Below are 17,879 nucleotides of genomic sequence, written 5' to 3'. Positions count from 1 at the left end.
TGGTTTATCCCCGTGCTTGCATTAATACCGAGGCGAGCGTGCGCTGCGCCAGTATCAGCTTGAATTCGTTTTCAGGAGTAGGGCGCGCATCAGCGAACAGCCTTTCATAAACGCTCTGGCTACCGTTGCTCAATTGCCGGTCAGCTTCTTCAAGCCGCCACGGTTTGTGTGCAACACCACCAAGAGCGACACGTCCGGTTCCATCGGGCTGCACAATGGCGGCAACCGAAACCAGAGCAAAAGCGTAGGAGGCGCGGTCTCGAACTTTGCGGTAGATATGAGTGCCGCCCAGCGGTGGAGGCAAGGTAACGGCGGTGATCAATTCACCTGAAGTTAGTGCCGTCTCCAGATGTGGCGTGTTACCCGGTGCACGATAGAAATCTGCCAACGGGATTTTGCGCACCTGGCCGTTCGGGCTGACCGTCTCTACCACCGCATCAAGTAGGCGCATGGCGACGGCCATATCGCTGGGATGGGTTGCGATACAGGCTCGACTGGCCCCGACCACCGCATGTTGGCGGCTAAAACCCTCAAGAGCGGCACATCCACTGCCGGGAAGCCGCTTATTACAAGGTTGGTTGGTATCATAAAAGTAGGGGCAGCGAGTGCGCTGGAGCAAATTACCGGCAGTGGTTGCCTGATTACGCAGCTGGCCTGACGCGCCCGCGAGTAGCGCTCGGGAAAGTACCGCATAGTCGCGACGAATACGCGAATCTGCCGCGAGATCTGTATTGCGTACCAGCGCACCAATGCGCAGGCCACCTTCGTCCGTTGGCTCAATTTTGTTGAGCGTAAGAGCGTTCACATCAATCAAATGGGGTGGCGTCTCTATTTCAAACTTCATCAAATCAAGAAGATTCGTTCCCCCGGCAATAAATTTGGCACCAGGATTACGCTGGGCGCTCGCTGCCGCTTCGGCCGGGGTTTTCACTCGCTCAAAAGTAAAAGCTTTCATGATTTTTGCCCCCCGGCGACATCTTCAATGGCAGCAAGAATGTTGGAATAAGCGCCGCAACGGCAGATGTTGCCGCTCATACGTTCACGTATTTCTTCGGCGGTGGCCCGAGGGGGGGAATTCAAATCACAGGTGACGTGGCTTGGAATGCCCATTTCGAGCTCTTTGAGGACCATAACAGAGGAGCAAATTTGCCCTGGTGTGCAGTACCCACATTGAAAACTGTCATGCTTGACAAAGGCGGCCTGCATAGGGTGTAAGTTATCCGGTTTACCGAGACCTTCAATGGTGGTGATTTCGGCATCCTGCTGCATCACGGCAAGGGTCAAGCAGGCGTTTATCCGGCGACCGTCAACGATAACCGTACATGCGCCACACTGGCCGTGGTCGCACCCTTTTTTGGTCCCGGTAAGGTGCAGGTTTTCGCGCAGCGCATCCAAAAGTGTGGTTCGTGTATCAACGTCCAGTTGGTGGGATTCGCCGTTAACATTTAACGTTACGCGCGCTAATTCAGGCGAGGGAGTGGTGGCGTTCGCGCCCGCTCCAAAAGCATGAGTTGGCGTCATCGCCACGGTTGCGGCCGACACAACACCGACCTTGAGAAGCTCCCGCCTTGTTAGGCGAAAGCCATAATATTCAATATTAAGGTAGTGATTACCGCTCCTGTTGCTGCTTGCACTATACAAGTGCCTTTTATTCGCTTCATGGTCATGGTTGCTCATACCGCCTCCAGTGTTCGAAAGATTGCACCAGGAAAATGGAACTCTCTGCGATGCTCAAATTTTTATAACGAACTATTAATCATAGACGGCGCAGGCGTTGGGATTATTCCTGAATTCTGCAAAGAGGGGGTTACAAGCAGCGTATCCATAGCGAACCGTATACTCTGCCAGATATGGCATGCACGGAGGTAATGTGGCTGCCATTGTTTAATGCTCAAGTGAAAGGTGGTTAACATAAAATGCTTTCTATATTCACGGAATCACAACAAATGAGCATTCATGATCTGTATCAAAATCATACCATCCATATAAAATATATATACCAAAGCTATGCGCCATATCATTGCTTGAGGATGGGGGGATATATATATTCAGCTCATCGCCTACCGGTGTGATAAATACGCGGTTTTAACTATATTACGCAGATGTAACGAGGTTAATTTTCATGATTAAAAATGCATTCGTGGAAAAAAATAGTGAAGGAAACATTGTCGTTCGTGTAGAAGATAAACAGTTATCGACATTTGATGATTATAATTCCGCATTAGAATGGGCGTTTTCAATTGGTTATCGTGTTTACAAAAAAGAACCTACTACCGATAAGCACGAAGAGTGTTGGGTTAAATATATGCCTTCGAGCCATCTATAATTTTGTTTCAGATATACTATCATCATCTGGTTGCAATAGAACCTTTAAGCATCTGATCCGCTTTAATTAATATTGATTCAATAGGCATGCGAATGGAGTTAAGACATATTCGTTATTTTCTGGCCGTTGCCGATGCCAAAAGTTTTACCTATGCAGCAGAAGTGCTGGGTATTGGCCAACCGCCTCTCAGTATACAAATACGAGATTTGGAAAATGAAATTGGTACCAAATTGTTTCATCGCATCGCCCGAGGCGTTGAATTAACCTCCGCGGGTACCGCATTTTATGATGCGGTAAAAGTGTTGCCGGGTTTGGTAGAAGAAGCAAAATCATCAGCACTTCTCGCTTCGCGAGGCGAACTGGGGGTGCTTAAAGTTGGTTTTACTTCATCTTCGGCATTTAATTCCGTGGTCACGCGCAGTATTAAGAAATTCAAAAGCGATTACAAAAATGTCAGTCTGCAATTAGATGAGGCACATACCGATAATCTCATTAAAGCCGTCGAAAATGGCGCTATTGATGTGGCTTTTGTTCGTACTGACCATCTATATAGTGAGCTACTGGAGCTGCATTTAATTCTCCAGGAGCCTTTGACCATTGTGTTACCTGAGCAGCATTCGTATATCGCGCAAAGCCATATCACATTGAATCAGCTGGCAAACGAAGAGATGATTTTGTGTCCGCGAGATTACAGTGTGCACCTGCACGACACTATAGTTGCGTTGTTTGAAAAAGCAGGTTGTGTGCCTACGGTGAAGCAAACTGCACCACAATTATCATCCATTATTAATCTGGTTTCTGCAGGCATTGGGGTCTCGATTGTTCCCTCCTCAATGAAAGCCATGAGTCATTCATCCTCCGGTGTTGCATTTTATGATATCGAGGAAGAGGGCGCTTATATTCCATTGTCGATAGTCAGCCGGGTACATGAGCGCTCGCCAATTGTGAAAAAGTTTATTAATAATGTCGCTGCAACACAGGCTGAAATAATTGCTGGCAAATAAAAATATCAACTTAATAATATATATCAATAAAAACGGTATCTGTCTTATGTCTGACAGGTGTCGTTCAATCTATGAAATATAAAGCAATAGCTTAAGTGCAGGGTAACCCAATGTGCTTGTCAGTTTTTATTGCCAGGGCACTGTTTATCCAGAGTAAAGAGTGAATGAAAAAATCTATCTTTGCAGTGCGTCGTGACAGGCCATTAACTCCCCGTGAATTATATATCCATCACAATTACCGCATAATTCATGGCATCCGGATCGCCGTAGCATTCGTACTGACATTCCTGATAATCAGGATGGCGAATTTACCAGACCACTCCTGGCCACTTATTACACTCGTGGTGGTTATGGGGCCAATAAGCTTTTGGGGGAATGTTATTCCTCGCGCATTTGAACGTATTGCAGGTACGTTAACCGGTGCGATATTGGGTATCATCGCCTTGCATATTGAAATGTACTCCTTGCCTTTAATGATGGCATGGTGTGGTTGTGCACTATTTATATGTGGTTATTTAACAATGAGTAAGCGCCCATATGCCGCCTTACTTATTGGTATCACAATGGCAGTGGTGAGTAGTGCTCCGGCTGGTGATTTCCAAACTGCGTTATGGCGAAGTACAAATATTATCCTTGGTTGCATTCTGGCGATGGTTTTTACCAGTATCTACCCGCAACGGGCCTTTATTCACTGGCGTATTCAGCTAGCGGACTTTTTGACTGATTTTTCGAAAATAAGTGCTACGGGCTTCTCCTGGAATGTTCTGAGCCGCCCGAATTTGACGAAACTGGACTCACGAATACTCGGAAATGTGGTGAAAATGCGCAGCCTGCTTATGCCGGTCAGTCGAGAGGCAGGAATATCTAAAACGCTTCTAAATGAGATTCAGTCCATTGCCCGAGATATGATTGCTACACAAGGATTACAGGCTAACGCTCATTGGGCCTCGCGCAGCAGCCGCTTTCTTATTCTGAATTCGCACACTCTTGCACAAGTGCAGCAGATGACTCAGCAAACGTTGCAAACACTGGCCTTGGCGCTGCATGAGGGAAATCCATCACCCGCAACGGCAAATAGTGAGCGCTTGAATGACATAACGAAAGAATTGCATGAATTGTTAGTAGCCCACTCCGGGGATGAACTCGTTGAAAATGCTATCCACGGGTATGTCTGGTTGAGCCTTCAACTTGCTCTCAAACTTGAAAAACTATCAACTTTAATCACTGAAGCCTTAACCGAGCAGAGAGGTTAATACATCTGGGGTGAACCAAAGTTTAGTGGAATCATTTCAGCTACCAGGCTCGTTTTGATACCAGGCACTGTGGGGACGGGGTTTTCATTTATACATAATAAGATGACGAACTAAAGCTGAGTGCGGCGAATTTCCGTCTGTTTAAGTCGGTTACGAATGAGTGTCATCACGCGTTCTGTGACCGGTGGCAGAACTCTATCCGTAAGCCGAAGTATTCCGAGCGTCAATGTCAGAGAAAGTGGGGGAGTAACATGAAGTTTCACCACTTTTCCTGCCCCCACGTCATTGATCATTGAGATATCAGTGGCGGCGAGGATAGCGTTACTTGAACTGAGCAAGTATTTGACAATTTGGAAGTCGTTACTTTGCACATCGAAATTGTCGTAAAGCCCCGATGATAACCCGTACAGCTCTTCCATATGTTCAACTACAGCAGGGTCAAAATACCCTGAAGCAATCACCATTGGCCAGCACTTGAGCTGGGCGATATCAATGTTCTTCTGCTGCGCGATAGGATGTTGGCGACTGGCGTACCATGCAAACCCGCAGGTAAAAAGAGCTTCTACGGCGAGGTCTTGTTGATGGCGCGCAATACTTGTATCCCCCACGAAGAAGTCAATTTGTCGGTCGCGTAGCAAATTTAGCAACGGGCCTGATGTTTCCACGCTGACTTTAATCTGTACTTCCGGAAGCGTCTTGAGCATCGTCTCGATAAGCGGGCCAAGTAATTCATCTATGAGTGACGATCCCATTCCCAACGCAACGCGCCCGGTTTCCCCTGATTGCATCATCTTCAATAAACGTTTGCCCTCCTTCTCATTCATCAGCATCCGACGTGCCGTCGCCAACCATGCTTGCGCGTAGGGTGTTGGGCGCAACCGGCGGTCAGTACGGATAAAAAGCGGCACGTTTAGCTGCTCTTCCAGTGCTTTGATACTGCGTGAAAGTGCGGGTTGGCTTAGATGTACAGCCTCCGCCGCGGCACTGAGTGAGATGTTCTCCATCAGTGCAATAAAGTGCTGTAGCTGGCGGGTATTCATACTTCCTCCACTTGCAGTTTATGCATGGAAACCGTCCTGATTCTGCATTTCACGCAATCAAAACAAACCATTAACATTTAATTAATCTTTGTTCAATGGGAATCCCCTATGCAAACGGTCAAACCCGAATTACCCCGTCCCGTGGTAGCAGTGATCTGCGATCGAATTAGCTACTTCCAGCACAATGTTCATGCTGTACCTGAAACCTATTTGCGCGCTTTGCATGAGGCAGCAGGAGTTATGCCTGTTCTTATTCCAGCCTGTCCTGATCTGCTGGATTTAACAACACTGCTAGCCACTGTTGACGGTGTATTGCTGCCTGGAAGCCCCTCGAATGTGGCGGCGGAACGCTATAAAGCTGAGCCGCTTCCCGTAGAAACACTCACGGATCTGCATCGCGATGAGGCGGTCTTCTCACTCTTGCCGTCGGTTATTGCGCAGGGCATTCCCTTGATGGCGATTTGCCGAGGATTTCAGGAGTTGAATGTCTTTTATGGCGGCACTTTGCATCGTGCCGTCCATGAAAGGCCGGACGCGATAGACCACAGGGAGGGAGATCACGCGCGTGCCATTGAGGAATGGTACAGAGACAGTCATCTGGTCAGCGTTACGCCGGGCGGGTTGCTGGCAACGTTATCAGGAACTCAGGCCGTCAGGGTGAACTCACTACACCACCAGGGGGTTGATCGCCTCGGGCAAGGATTGTGTATCGAGGCTTTTGCGCTTGATGGACTGGTAGAAGCGTTTACCGCACCTGAGGCCCCTGGTCTTGTGCTCGGATTACAGTGGCATCCCGAAATGTCGCTTGGACACAGTCCGCTTGCACAACAACTCTTCACAACATTTGGCGACTCATGCCGCCACCGTCAGCAATCCAGACTTTCCACTAAATCGACAGGAGACAATGATGAGTTCATTAGCGCATACGCTGTTTAGCAGGAACTATGCGATGTCACGGCAGGCATTCCTTGCTGCTGCTCAAGCCCGAGGACTCGCTGTTGATAGCTACATTTTGGACTTGCCCGGTGTTGAGGGAGAAACGCTGGCGACAGACGTGGTGCTTGATGGCCCGGAAGATGCGGAGAATTTGATTATTACCATCAGCGGTGTTCATGGTGTAGAGGGATATCCTGGCTCGGCAATCCAAAAAGGGTTGTTGGAGATGGGGCCATTAAACGAGCGCAATACCGCTGTTTTGCATGTTCATGCAATCAATCCGTGGGGATTTTCCTGGTCGCATCGTACCACTCAGGAAAACGTCGATTTGAACCGCAACTTTGTCGATTTCAATCAAACACTACCCGCTAACGAACGTTACAGCGAGATTCACGATCTGTTGCTACCTGCAAGTTGGCCTCCACCGGTAGATAGCGAAGATAAACTTCGAGAATTGGCAAAACTGTGGGGTGCTAAGGGTTTCCAGTGTGCGGTAAGTCTTGGGCAATATCGTTTTGCTGATGGGCTTCACTATGGCGGAGATAAACCGACCTGGAGCAATGATACCTTCCGTGCGATTTTGCGTCGTTATGCAACACGCTGCCGTCGGATAGGCTCACTGGATATTCATACTGGGCTTGGCCCTTATGGCTATGGTGAGCGGATTTTTGGTTGTGAAGATGAAGGGATTTCTGTTAAGCGGGCTCGTGACTGGTGGGGCGACACTATTACTTCGGTGAATACCGGTAGTTCTACCAGCGTTCCGTTAACGGGGCCGATTCAAGCCGCTCTGTTTCGTGAGTGTGAGCAGGCACAACAGACCAATATTTGTCTGGAATATGGCACTTATCCGCAATCACAAACGGTACTGGCAATGCGCGGAGCACACTGGCTAACACGTTATGGTAGCGATGACCCACGACAATGTGCCGCTATCCGTCAGACGCTAAAAGATGCTTTTAACCCGCAAGATCCCTGGTGGCAGGAGGCTATCTGGGCCCAGGGGAAACTGGTGTTCCAACAAGCCGTAGCGGGTATTAATCGTAATCAAGACTGACATATTCCTGGAGAGTCGCATGAATCACAATACCGAGCGTTTGGCGCAGGGTGGTGGCGCAGTACCAGCACAGCCAGTTCATTGGCGGGTGATTGTAGCCGCCGTCGCAGGCAATGCTTTTGAAGTTTATGATTTTGTTATTTATGCCTATTTTGCTGTTTATATTGGACAGACATTTTTCCCAATTACCGGGGATTATGGCAGCCTGCTGGTGGCAACGGCGACCTTCGGGGTCGGATTCTTCACGCGTCCATTGGGCGCACTACTTATTGGTAGTTACGCAGACCGTGTCGGGCGTAAACCCGCGATGATTCTTACCGTATCGCTGATTACGCTAGGTACGATGGGTATAGCACTCACGCCCAGTTACGCCAGTATCGGTATGATTGCTCCGGTGATTGTTGTGTGCTGTCGCCTGTTACAGGGGATTGCTCTGGGCGGCGAAATTGGCCCAGCGACATCGTTGCTAATCGAATCAGCCCCGGCAGACAAACGTGGCCGCTATGCATGTTGGCAGATAGCAAGTCAGGGTATTGCGGTCACTACCGGGGGGCTGATCGGCGTGATTATTACGCTTGCGATGTCGCCTGAGAATTTGCAAAGTTATGGCTGGCGTATTCCGTTTATCTTTAGTTTGCTGATGGTTCCACTGACCATTTATATTCGTCGCAATGTTCCCGAGACGCTGCATGCGGAGGATAAAAAGGAAGATAAAACCGTTGATATGCTCAAAGGCATGTGGCGTGACCATCGCCGTTTTCTGATTATCGGGTTGGGTGTCATGCTCGTCGTCAACGTCACATCGCAGTTGATAAACTACATGACATCTTATGCCATCAAAACGCTTCATCTTGATCCGAGTATTGCCCAAACCAGTATCCTTATTGCCGGGCTAATGTCGTTTTTTGGCGCGTTGGCAGCGGGAAGGTTGTGCGATAAATATGGGCGTAAGAAGGTGCTAATCTTGCCGGTAGTTGTGTTGTGCATCGTAGTCGTGCCACTGTTTTCATGGCTGCATGAAGCACCGGATGCGACACGTTTGCTGACGGTGACCTTCGTCATATCGGCTCTGATTGTTTTCCCGACTACCGCCGTGTTGGTTATTGTGCCGGAGATTTTGCCTGCCGGTTATCGCAGCACTGGCACATCGCTTATCTATGCGCTCGGGTCGGCACTATTTGGTGGGACAACACATTTTATTCTGACGGCACTTCTTGCGTGGACTAATCATCCTGTGGCCCCTGCCTATTATGTATTGTTTGCTGCAGCCGTCAGCTTGTGCGCGATGTCGTTGCTGCCGGAAACGCGAGACCTCGGCGTAACGGCAAACCCGATGCGGCATAAGAGGGTGGCAAGCCTGCCCATTCCAAAGCAGGAATAGAGGCAATAAACAGCCGACCAATTGATCCAGTTTATAATTGAGCAGAATACTAAACTGCATAATACTGGCCGACCTCCGCAGGTGCGGGGTTAAGCGCCAGCTTTTTCTGGCGACCGAAGGTATATCTCAATGGAAAGGCGAAACTTTCTGAAAAGCGTTGCAGCACTATCAACTATTGGTTTGGTTCGTCCGGCATTTTCAGGAACCAAACGTGTTGATGATCCGGCAATTGCATCTTCTGATACCTCCCGCCGTTTTGTGGTCACACAAACGTATAGTCTCAAAGCGCCGGCAGGTTCCCAGGGCAAAGTTAATTTGTGGATACCTGTACCAGAAGACACTTCATTTCAGACCTTGCTCGACCTTTCCTTCAACGGTAACTACCAGAAAGCCAGCCTGACGGCTAATAACCGTTATGGTGCCAGAATGTTATTTGTTACCTGGCCGGACTCTGAAGGCTCGCTGGATATTCGCGTTGATATGACGGTCGAAACCCATGATTGGGAAGTGCTAAAAGACAATAAACTAGCCGACTGGTTGTTGCCTGAGCAAGACGCAGTCATCCCGGACGAAATTAAACCTTTCTTGCTGGCAACTCCCCATATTCCTGTCGACGGTATCGTAAAAGAGACTGCACTGAAAATTGTTGGTGGCGAAAAAGCACCGATAAAACAAGCTCGTTTGATTCACGACTGGGTTAGCACACACATGCATCGCGATGATGCTGTGATTGGTTGCGGTACAGGTGATGTGGGCGAAATACTGAAAGCGGGTAAATTGGGTGGTAAATGCACCGACATTAACTCCGTCTTTGTCGCGCTGTGTCGCGCAGTTGGGATTCCTGCGCGCGAAATGTTCGGTATTCGCCTTGGTGCCAGCCGCCTCTTGGGGCAGTATTCGAAGAAAGCTTTCGGCAGCGCAGATGAGCAGGGTATTGCAAAAATAAATGGTGGCCAGCATTGCCGCGCGATGTTCTGGCTGGCGGGCTTTGGATGGATCCCGGCTGACCCGGCAGATGTCACTAAAATGCGTTTGACCGAGAAGAAAGAGAATGGTGATCCGGCTGTAAAAGCGGTTAGCGATTATCTCTTTGGCAATTGGGAAATGAACTGGGTGGGCTTTAATCATGCACGTGATTTCGCGCTTTATCCAGCAGCAGAACAAGGTGATGTCAACAATCTGGGTTACCCATATGCCGAAGTAGATGGCGATCCTTTAAACTTCTACGACCCGGCAGCATTTAGCTATGACTACGTCAGCACCGAACAGCATTAAGGGTAATTTAGTCACGTTGCTGGCGGCATTAATTGCCGCTGGCGCTTCAACACTGTGCTGCATTGGGCCGTTGCTGTATCTGTTGTTTGGTATTTCAGCTGCAGGACTCACAGGGATCCCGACGCTACCCTGGTTACAAATTCCCATGGTAATTGTCTCCCTGGGATTGATGGTTCGTGGATTCTGGCGGCTCTATTTGTCCCCTAAGCCAATATGCACAAGTGTTGTCAGCCGCCGCGTGCTGGTCTTGTTGTATTGGTTATCAGTGCCATTGGTACTGTTCCTGACCACTTATCCGTATGTCTTACCCTGGATTTGGGAAAGTATGGAATGAAGAGATTTTTATGCCTGGGGCTGCTTTTGTTGACGCCTCTAAGTTGGGCGGCCAATAAAATGGTCACTATAGATATAGGGCAGATGAACTGCCCGCTCTGCGTGATTTCGATAAATCAGGCTTTGCGCAGTACCGATGGGGTTATCAAAGCAAAGGCGTCATTAAAAACGCATCAGGCACAAGTCATTGTTCCGGACAATTTTGATAATCAACAACTGCTATCGGCGATTGCTAAAACAGGATTTACTGGCCAAATTCACGCGGTGACTGAGACGCAATAATTCCTGTTACCGCGACGATTGTGATTGCTGGAAGCTCATTGGCGAATCACCACCTCCCGTAGAGGTGGTGATTGTTTATTTGGCGGAGCGCCCCATTAAGCGGATAAGCAATCCGCACAGTGCCGCGAACGTTGCCAGCCCAACCATTCCCGTCCAGCCGAAGGTTTCCAGCGCTTTACTACCCAGCGTTGCACCTACTGCCATGCCGATAAACACCACGGTAAACATAATGGCGTTCAGGCGACTACGGGCAGCCGGATTTAACGCATAGATGATGGTTTGATGTGCCACCAGTGAGGCCTGAATACCCAGGTCAAACCCGACCGCACTAATGGCGATAATAGCCAGTTGCACAGGGACGGGAACAAACGGCATCACAAACATCAGGGCAAAGGAGATAACAACCAACGCGGCTGCAATTTTCGTGACGAAATCAGGGCCACGACGGTCAGCAAGTGAACCTGCCAGCGGTGCGGCGAGCGCTCCTGCTGCACCTGCCAGGCCAAAAGTACCGGCTACGGCAGAGCCCATATGGAAGCGCTCTGCCAGCATAATCGCAAGCGTTGACCAAAAAGCGCTGAACGCAATCGACAACAACCCTTGTGCCAGAGCGGCACGACGTAAAGCCGAATACTCCATCCACAGTTTGCCTAATGAGCGCAGTAGTGCGGGATAGCGTAGTGTGGTTTGCGGCTTGAAAGAGGGTAGTACGTACCAGAGTGTCAGCGTGACGACCCAAACACCTACCGCCGCAATAGTATAAACACTACGCCAGCCCCATAGTTCTGCCACGATGCCACTAAATACACGTGAAAGCAGAATGCCCGCCAGAAGCCCAGTCATTACCATTCCCACGGTCTTACCCCGATTGCTGTCAGAGGCCAGTGTGGCGGCGGCAGGGATAATATCTTGCGCAACGGTCGCAACCAGGCCAATTGCCAGACTGCTGAGTAATAGCACATGCCAGGAAGAGGAGGATCCACACAGCAGTAACGTCAACGAAAGCAGGGTGCCTTTAATCAGAATGATACGACGGCGGTCAAAGCGATCCCCAAGTGGGGCGAGCAACAAAATGCCGAGCGCATAACCAATTTGCGTCAGTGTGGGTACCAGGCCGACATCACCGACACGGGCATGGAACGTGCTGCCGATAATCCCCAACATTGGCTGGCTATAATAAATTGAGGCAACACTCAGGCCCGCGCCAAGGGCGAGGAGAAAAACGATTTTGCCAGACAGCATGGTGTTGGACGTTGATGTGGTCATTGTGGAAAGCTGGCTCATGGCTCGCTCCAGTGGGTTAATGTGCGGCCATTCTTGTCGTTTTTTGCTTTCGGCTGTAGCCCCCGCAGGGGTAAAACTGTTATACACGTAACGTATGAATAAAAACTTTAATCCCGCTGGCGACCGTATAGCCATTTTGCAAACCTTTGTGCGAATCGTTGAGAGCGGCAGCCTTTCAGCCGCAGCCGCACAAATGGATACTACCCAGCCAACAATAAGCCGACGCTTGCAAAGCCTCGAACAAATGCTTGGCGTTAAGTTAATCCAGCGTACTACCCACACCATGAAGCTGACAGATGACGGCGAACGCTGCTATCAGCATGCCCGCAGGTTGATTGAAAACTGGCACCTTCTGGAAGATGAAGTTAGTGGTGCAAGGGACGAACCGGCCGGGGTGCTGCGCGTACGTGCGCCACACGCATTCGGGCAGGATCAACTGATTGGGCCGCTTGGCGATTACCTGGCGCGCTATCCGCAAATCAATATTGAGTGGATTCTTAACGATCGTTCGCCGGACTTTATCCCTGAAGGAATTGATTGTGCGATTCATGTTGGGGCAATCACCGATCCTTCTGTGGTCGCCATTTTACTGGCGGAAGTGCCGCGTATCGTGGTGGCTGCTCCTTCACTACTTGCAAGCCATGGGCCGGTTAATGAAGCCGCGGATTTGGTGAAATTCCCGTGGGTGGCGCTGAGTAGTTTTTATCGCAATGAAGTGACGTTAAACGAGGGAACCAGCGGCGACCCTTTCCGCTTCGATATTACCCCGAGACTGAGCACGGATAGCCTGTACGCGGTGCGTAAGGCAGCTTTAAACGGATTGGGTGTAGGGATGGTTTCATCATGGGTTGTGAAAGAGGATTTGGCGGAGGGCACGTTGCAGCATGTTCTCCCTAACTGGCAGGCTGCACCTTTACCCATCTATCTGCTCTATCCTTACGCGAGTTACTACCCGGCACGTCTGCGCAAATTTATTGAGCTAATGAAAGAGGTGATGCCAAGTCTAACCGGCACCCGATCTGCGCGTTAATCAGGCCGCGAGCCATTTACCTTTTTCAGTACGTCACATTAATGGTGACGGTATCGGCGTAATTATCCGGGGCGTAATTTGCATTGGGTACGGTTGCGTAAACGGTATATGCAGTGGTCGATCCAGTACCGGTGCCATTGACACTGTTTGCTGTAATACTTCCCCATGGAGTCCCGGACTGGCCCGACGTTGAACGCAGTTGATACGGGACTAAATCTGTATTGCTCCCGCTCCCGCTGGTTTTCATTTGTCCGCTGCCTGTGGTACTGCCGTTCGATGGACTAAGCCCTATCGAATAAGGGGTATTATTCGAGCAGGCGACACCAAGAGTATTACTCGATCCGATATTGGATTGATTCATTGTTACCGGGCCAATACTTATATTATTGACGAAGCTAATGTTGCATTGCTTGGTCACGACTGCGGTCACGTTAAACGGGAAACTCGGGCCGGTTCCATTGCCGCAGTCAGCTGGGGGGAGAGCCAGGCCTGTATTCGTGGTAACACTTGCGGTGGCAGAATTAAAAACATCTAAATAGCTACCGGGAGCCGCGGTGATTTGGGGTGTCGTAAGCTTTGCGTAAACTGTCAGACTACCCGTTACGGGCGTGAGATTGAGGAGCGCTATTTGGGCCATGGGAGGAGGGGTTCCAGCCTGGTTCTGATTTCCCCAAATTACAGTATGAGCTTGGTTTTGATAGAGTTGATAGTTCAATGTGCTGGCTGGTGGGCCAGCAAAAGACATGCCGTGAGGGTTAGTCTGGCCATTACTCGACGCGCCAATATTAAAGCAAAGAGTGATCGCGCTAAGCACATCTGTAAGGACTTTGCTGCACGAATAGCTGAACGTCATCGACGTTTCAGCACCTGTGCTGGACAGTGGACTTACATTCCCAAAATTAATGGGCTGCACGCCACTGATTGAGCAACTTAGCGCGTGGCTAACACCAGGAAACAAACTTAAGACTGCGAAGAAAAATAACGCTCTTAAACGCATATAGGTTTCCTTTCTCTTAACAAGAGCAATTCATCTCGTCCTTAACGACAAACGAGTGGGCCAAGTTGCGCAATGCTGGCAGCCTTCTGCGGGTAATCGAACTGCACTGAGCAAGTGCCTTTGGCGGCCATCACTTTTAATGTGTTATGCAGTTCCAGCGTATCGAAATAAACCAGACCATCAAAACCCACGATGGTTTGCTGGTTTTGCTTAGCATTCAGCTCTACCTGTGTCCCTTCCTCAATCGGTTTTCCTTGTGTATCAACCACGATTATTTGCGCGGCGCGAACCGGTGTAATACCAAATTTGACTAGCGAACCAGAACGGTCGGCAGGTGTTGCGTAAGCATTAACCTGGTCGATACGCGTATTGGCGGGTAAGTTCATCGGGTCGATGCTTAACAGATTATTTTCATAGCTTTTAATTGGCGTCACTAGTAGCAAGCCCTGGCTGTTGCTGGTGCCGATGAGATTGTTTTGCAGTTTGATTGGCAAATCAGGAATACCGTCGGTGGAGACAACGGCAAAGCCATCATCAATTGTGCGCGCGGCAAACAAACCGCCCCCCATCATCACCAGGGAGCCGCTACCACCAGCATAGGCATACTGCGTATCGGAAGTGCGGTTAAAACCGCTGTAAACTTTGCCATAGCGACCCAGGTAACCCAATTCTCCCTGGCCGTTTTGTTGGGAAGATTGTTGGCTTGCTGCAAGATTCCAGCCCCAACCCCCATCTGAAGGTTGGGTACGGCTGGCATTAAGCATATAACCGTTTTCATCATTCGTGCGTTGTACTGTGCTGCTGGCGCTAAGGTTATTACTAAGGATAAATGTGGCAGTCAGGTAGAGGTTCCGATCCCGGCTGTCGTCTACGTTTTGATTCACGCCAGCAGTGAGGTAAATATTATTTGCTACCGCCGCATACCAGTTTGCACCCGCGTAACGTACTGAGGTTTCCTGTGGGTAGCGATATTGCAGGTAGCTCAGACTGACATTGCCATATGAGGGCATGTTGTACCCAACGACAACATTGCTATTAAGTGATGGCGGTGCTGAACCATAGCGGCTGGCGATATCACGGTAATCACCTGCGGTGGCAATCGTCGAGGTGCTGAAGTTAAAATTGCTGCCAATCCAGCGATAACCCAGGCTATACAACATTCCGTTGTCACCCGCGTCGGTGCTCATAGCCAGAGACGTTGATAGGGTGCCAACACGACCGCCAGGTATCCAGTCCATACTGAATCCAGAATTGAGCAACTGTTTGCTTACTTCAGAATGAACGCCACCTGTAAAACTGTTACTGATACCCCGCCGCCAGGTTCCACTAAAGGAAGGTGTGCTGGCGTAATCAAATGAAGAGATCCCGTAATTTTCGCGTACCACCCCCAGTTCAGCTGACCATTGTGTCAGCCCTTCGCGTAATAGCTGCTGATCCTGGTAAAAGGAAAAGCTCTGTGTCGTCGTTCGACCCAATGCATCAGTCATATTCACCTGTGCGTAGCCCGCACCGCTGATATTAGGCTGGGTGTTGATTTCAAAATTCCCCGCAGGCACTTCTCCGTTATAATATTTCATGCCATTTATAAATAATTCCACATTTGACGGTACCGTTGCCGAACCTAAAAAAGAGGGTAGCGGTGTGGTCGGCATATTAGGTTGCAGGTTGAAATCAGTGCCTATTTGAATACCCGCGATGCGTGTCGGGCGCGACCATGTGAGGCTGCTGGTGAGTGTGTCACCGAGGGTTAAGCTAAGGAGACGGTCAGGAAACGACGACCGCCACTGCGTATCAAGGCGACTGAAATTGTTATCGGCCGTAACTCCATCAGTTTGCGTGGAGTATTGAGTTAATTGAGTTGAGCTCAGCACCCCTGCTGAATTAAATGCGCGTAATTCAGTAAAGCTGCTGACGTTACTTCCGTCGCCTTGCGCTGCGTAAACATCATAATTGAGTAACATGCCCCGTGATGTGGAGACGACCGGCGGAGGAATATCAACTTGATTGAGTTTGGTGGTATTTAAATTCAAGGTGCTAAGAGGGGCAGTCAATTTCAGTGTTTGTGATGAAACATCATAATCAAATTGTAATTGACTTAAACTATCAAGACGAATCGATTGGGCCGGTTCATCAGGCAATTTAAACCCTATTTTTTGTAGTGTTTCTTTGTTGCTATATAATTTACCAGCAAGCTCACTAAAATGTTCGATGCCAATATGGTTTCCATTCAAAGTGACGTCAAGATACAAATCTATTGCATTAGAATGTTCGTTATCGTTACTAATCACTGGTGTGATGGAATTATTATCATTGGCCAAGGTAATTCCTGGCGCTAATATTCCACCGAGCAGAAGAACTATCATTATTCTAATGATTACCTTAAAGTTCCTGCACCTTTTTTTGTCCATTTATAGTAACTTCTAATTTGCTTCCAGGGGCAGTATCCGAGGCAGGGAAAGGCAATTTCCAGCGCATGGTTGCGCCGGGAAGTACGTATCCCAATAGCCCCTGTGTTATTTCTTTTCTTCTACCTTGCGTGTTGATATATGAAGCACCAGACAACTGAGCATGGCTATCCCCCTTATTGCTCACTTCAAGAAATGCTTCACTACCAATACGTTGGATTCCCCACTGCAATTTTGCTGAATGCTCGCTGGCACCTTTAGGTTGAATAAAAACGGGAATTGAATAATGCAAAACGAACTGAATTTTATTTTTTTGTAGTTCGGCTGGAGGCAGTTCATTGATTGACAGCCTATAAGCTTCCTCCACAGTATTTGAGGCAGGCCCCATGTGAATCACTCGAATCAACTGTTTCTCACCGGGTGCCAGTTTGAGCATTGGCGGGCTAATAACCAGATTCTGAGAAGAGTTGAGCTGGTCTTCATAACTTTGCTGGTTCCAACTATAAACACGAACTTGCGCATTTATGGCCTCTTCACCCTGGTTCATTAACCAGATGCCATCAGCATTTTGTATACTTTGTAGGGTCAGTGTCACAGGCGAAACTTGTAGGCCGCTTGCCACCGTATTTTGTGCAAATACTGCCGCCGATAACAGGCACATAACCCCAATAACCGTTCGCGTCTGTGGCTTCATTTTTATAAATAGTCCTTTATATTAATAGTTTACGTTAACGGTTACAGTGTCTGCATAGCTATCAGGTGCGAAGTTTGCGCTGGTGGCAACTGCATATACAGTATAGGTTTGCGCCACTCCTGAACCAGTTCCACCAACACCGTTGCCTACTGCGGAGGTGGTGGCAGTATTACCCCAGACGGGACCTGTGCCTGATGTTTGATGTAACTGATAAGGGACTTTATCGCTGTTTGTTCCACTGTTATCGACCGATGACATAGATCCAGCACCTGTGGTATTGCCACCATTGACGGTGGATGGTGCAAGGCCGATGAAATAAGGAGTGGTTCTTGAGCACTGGACAGTAAAGGAGCTATTCCCGGTTGTGTTAGTTGCAGTACTACCGACAGAGCCCAGATTAATATTTGCCCCGCTGCCAGTAGTCACAACGCACGAAGCAGTAATAGTAATTTGTACCTGAAATGTGTTGGTTGCCACGACGGCATTTGCAGATGGAACAAAAGCAAAAATCATGAAAGGAAAAAATATGCGCATTTTAATGATTGATTTCATATCTTTGCACCTATTCAGATACCTGCGGTT

Annotated in this window: 18 protein-coding genes; 10 read left to right on the top strand and 8 right to left on the bottom strand. The window is 49.0% G+C overall.

What is annotated here, in order from left to right; genetic code table 11:
* Positions 1–4: 4 nt before the first annotated feature.
* Both M977_RS01585 and paoA read right to left on the bottom strand, forming a co-directional pair.
* Entirely contained in the window at positions 5–955 is a 951-nt protein-coding gene (locus M977_RS01585) for an FAD binding domain-containing protein (protein ID WP_064511793.1), read from the bottom strand.
* The gene (gene paoA / locus M977_RS01580; protein WP_083962893.1) at positions 952–1,677 is read right to left on the bottom strand and encodes an aldehyde dehydrogenase iron-sulfur subunit PaoA; all 726 of its coding nucleotides are present in this window, start codon (positions 1,675–1,677) and stop codon (positions 952–954) included. Before paoA ends, M977_RS01585 begins: the two co-directional genes overlap by 4 nt.
* Positions 1,678–2,122: 445 nt before the next feature.
* Here paoA and M977_RS01575 point away from each other — a divergent pair, with 445 nt between their 5' ends.
* The 3 genes from M977_RS01575 (at position 2,123) to M977_RS01565 (ending at position 4,583) form a co-directional block, all read left to right on the top strand.
* The gene (locus M977_RS01575; RefSeq protein WP_064511792.1) at positions 2,123–2,326 is read left to right on the top strand and encodes a hypothetical protein; all 204 of its coding nucleotides are present in this window, start codon (positions 2,123–2,125) and stop codon (positions 2,324–2,326) included.
* Between the two features lie 92 nt (positions 2,327–2,418).
* On the top strand, positions 2,419–3,330 hold the full coding sequence (locus M977_RS01570; protein ID WP_064511791.1) for a LysR family transcriptional regulator: 912 nt from the start codon (positions 2,419–2,421) through the stop codon (positions 3,328–3,330).
* A 185-nt stretch (positions 3,331–3,515) separates the two neighbouring features.
* On the top strand, positions 3,516–4,583 hold the full coding sequence (locus tag M977_RS01565) for an FUSC family protein (RefSeq protein ID WP_064511887.1): 1,068 nt from the start codon (positions 3,516–3,518) through the stop codon (positions 4,581–4,583).
* A 110-nt stretch (positions 4,584–4,693) separates the two neighbouring features.
* On the opposite strand, the gene M977_RS01560 is transcribed toward M977_RS01565, so the two are convergent.
* The gene (locus tag M977_RS01560; RefSeq protein WP_064511790.1) at positions 4,694–5,623 is read right to left on the bottom strand and encodes a LysR family transcriptional regulator; all 930 of its coding nucleotides are present in this window, start codon (positions 5,621–5,623) and stop codon (positions 4,694–4,696) included.
* A gap of 108 nt (positions 5,624–5,731) precedes the next feature.
* Between M977_RS01560 and M977_RS01555 the strand changes: the two genes are divergently transcribed.
* The 6 genes from M977_RS01555 to M977_RS01530 all read left to right on the top strand — a co-directional run bounded on the left by M977_RS01555 (position 5,732) and on the right by M977_RS01530 (position 10,887).
* Positions 5,732–6,559, top strand: coding sequence for a gamma-glutamyl-gamma-aminobutyrate hydrolase family protein (locus tag M977_RS01555; protein ID WP_064511789.1), 828 nt, complete (start codon positions 5,732–5,734; stop codon positions 6,557–6,559).
* Positions 6,528–7,616: a M14 family metallopeptidase gene (locus M977_RS01550; protein ID WP_083962891.1), complete on the top strand. Its 1,089-nt coding sequence runs from the start codon at positions 6,528–6,530 to the stop codon at positions 7,614–7,616. Before M977_RS01555 ends, M977_RS01550 begins: the two co-directional genes overlap by 32 nt.
* Before the next feature lie 19 nt (positions 7,617–7,635).
* A complete protein-coding gene (locus M977_RS01545) occupies positions 7,636–8,997 on the top strand; it encodes an MFS transporter (protein WP_064511787.1) in 1,362 nt (453 codons plus the stop codon).
* A gap of 129 nt (positions 8,998–9,126) precedes the next feature.
* Complete coding sequence (locus M977_RS01540; RefSeq protein ID WP_064511786.1) at positions 9,127–10,272, top strand: transglutaminase-like domain-containing protein; 1,146 nt, start codon at positions 9,127–9,129, stop codon at positions 10,270–10,272.
* Complete coding sequence (locus tag M977_RS01535; RefSeq protein ID WP_134182255.1) at positions 10,244–10,606, top strand: mercuric transporter MerT family protein; 363 nt, start codon at positions 10,244–10,246, stop codon at positions 10,604–10,606. The genes M977_RS01540 and M977_RS01535 overlap by 29 nt, the downstream gene beginning before the upstream one ends.
* Positions 10,603–10,887, top strand: coding sequence for a heavy-metal-associated domain-containing protein (locus tag M977_RS01530; protein ID WP_064511785.1), 285 nt, complete (start codon positions 10,603–10,605; stop codon positions 10,885–10,887). The genes M977_RS01535 and M977_RS01530 overlap by 4 nt, the downstream gene beginning before the upstream one ends.
* 75 nt (positions 10,888–10,962) lie before the next feature.
* Here the strand turns inward: M977_RS01530 and M977_RS01525 are convergent, their stop codons facing one another.
* Positions 10,963–12,171 carry an MFS transporter gene (locus tag M977_RS01525; RefSeq protein WP_064511784.1) on the bottom strand — a complete coding sequence of 403 codons (1,209 nt, stop codon included), beginning with the start codon at positions 12,169–12,171 and terminating at the stop codon, positions 10,963–10,965.
* A 94-nt stretch (positions 12,172–12,265) separates the two neighbouring features.
* On the opposite strand from M977_RS01525, the gene M977_RS01520 reads away from it, so the two are divergent.
* Positions 12,266–13,201, top strand: a complete 936-nt coding sequence (locus M977_RS01520) for a LysR family transcriptional regulator (RefSeq protein WP_064511783.1) — start codon at positions 12,266–12,268, stop codon at positions 13,199–13,201.
* Between the two features lie 25 nt (positions 13,202–13,226).
* On the opposite strand, the gene M977_RS01515 is transcribed toward M977_RS01520, so the two are convergent.
* The 4 genes from M977_RS01515 to M977_RS01500 are packed head-to-tail and all read right to left on the bottom strand — an operon-like array spanning position 13,227 to position 17,849.
* On the bottom strand, positions 13,227–14,198 hold the full coding sequence (locus tag M977_RS01515; RefSeq protein ID WP_064511782.1) for a Csu type fimbrial protein: 972 nt from the start codon (positions 14,196–14,198) through the stop codon (positions 13,227–13,229).
* Positions 14,199–14,239: 41 nt separating this feature from the next.
* The gene (locus M977_RS01510) at positions 14,240–16,561 is read right to left on the bottom strand and encodes a fimbria/pilus outer membrane usher protein (RefSeq protein ID WP_064511781.1); all 2,322 of its coding nucleotides are present in this window, start codon (positions 16,559–16,561) and stop codon (positions 14,240–14,242) included.
* Between the two features lie 16 nt (positions 16,562–16,577).
* Complete coding sequence (locus tag M977_RS01505) at positions 16,578–17,297, bottom strand: fimbrial biogenesis chaperone (RefSeq protein WP_064511780.1); 720 nt, start codon at positions 17,295–17,297, stop codon at positions 16,578–16,580.
* A gap of 21 nt (positions 17,298–17,318) precedes the next feature.
* The gene (locus tag M977_RS01500) at positions 17,319–17,849 is read right to left on the bottom strand and encodes a Csu type fimbrial protein (RefSeq protein WP_064511779.1); all 531 of its coding nucleotides are present in this window, start codon (positions 17,847–17,849) and stop codon (positions 17,319–17,321) included.
* Between the last annotated feature and the right edge of the window lie 30 nt (positions 17,850–17,879).

The sequence above is a fragment of the Buttiauxella gaviniae ATCC 51604 genome (assembly GCF_001654835.1).
Classification (GTDB): Bacteria; Pseudomonadota; Gammaproteobacteria; order Enterobacterales; family Enterobacteriaceae; genus Buttiauxella; species Buttiauxella gaviniae.
This window is presented reverse-complemented; position numbering and strand designations above follow the sequence as displayed.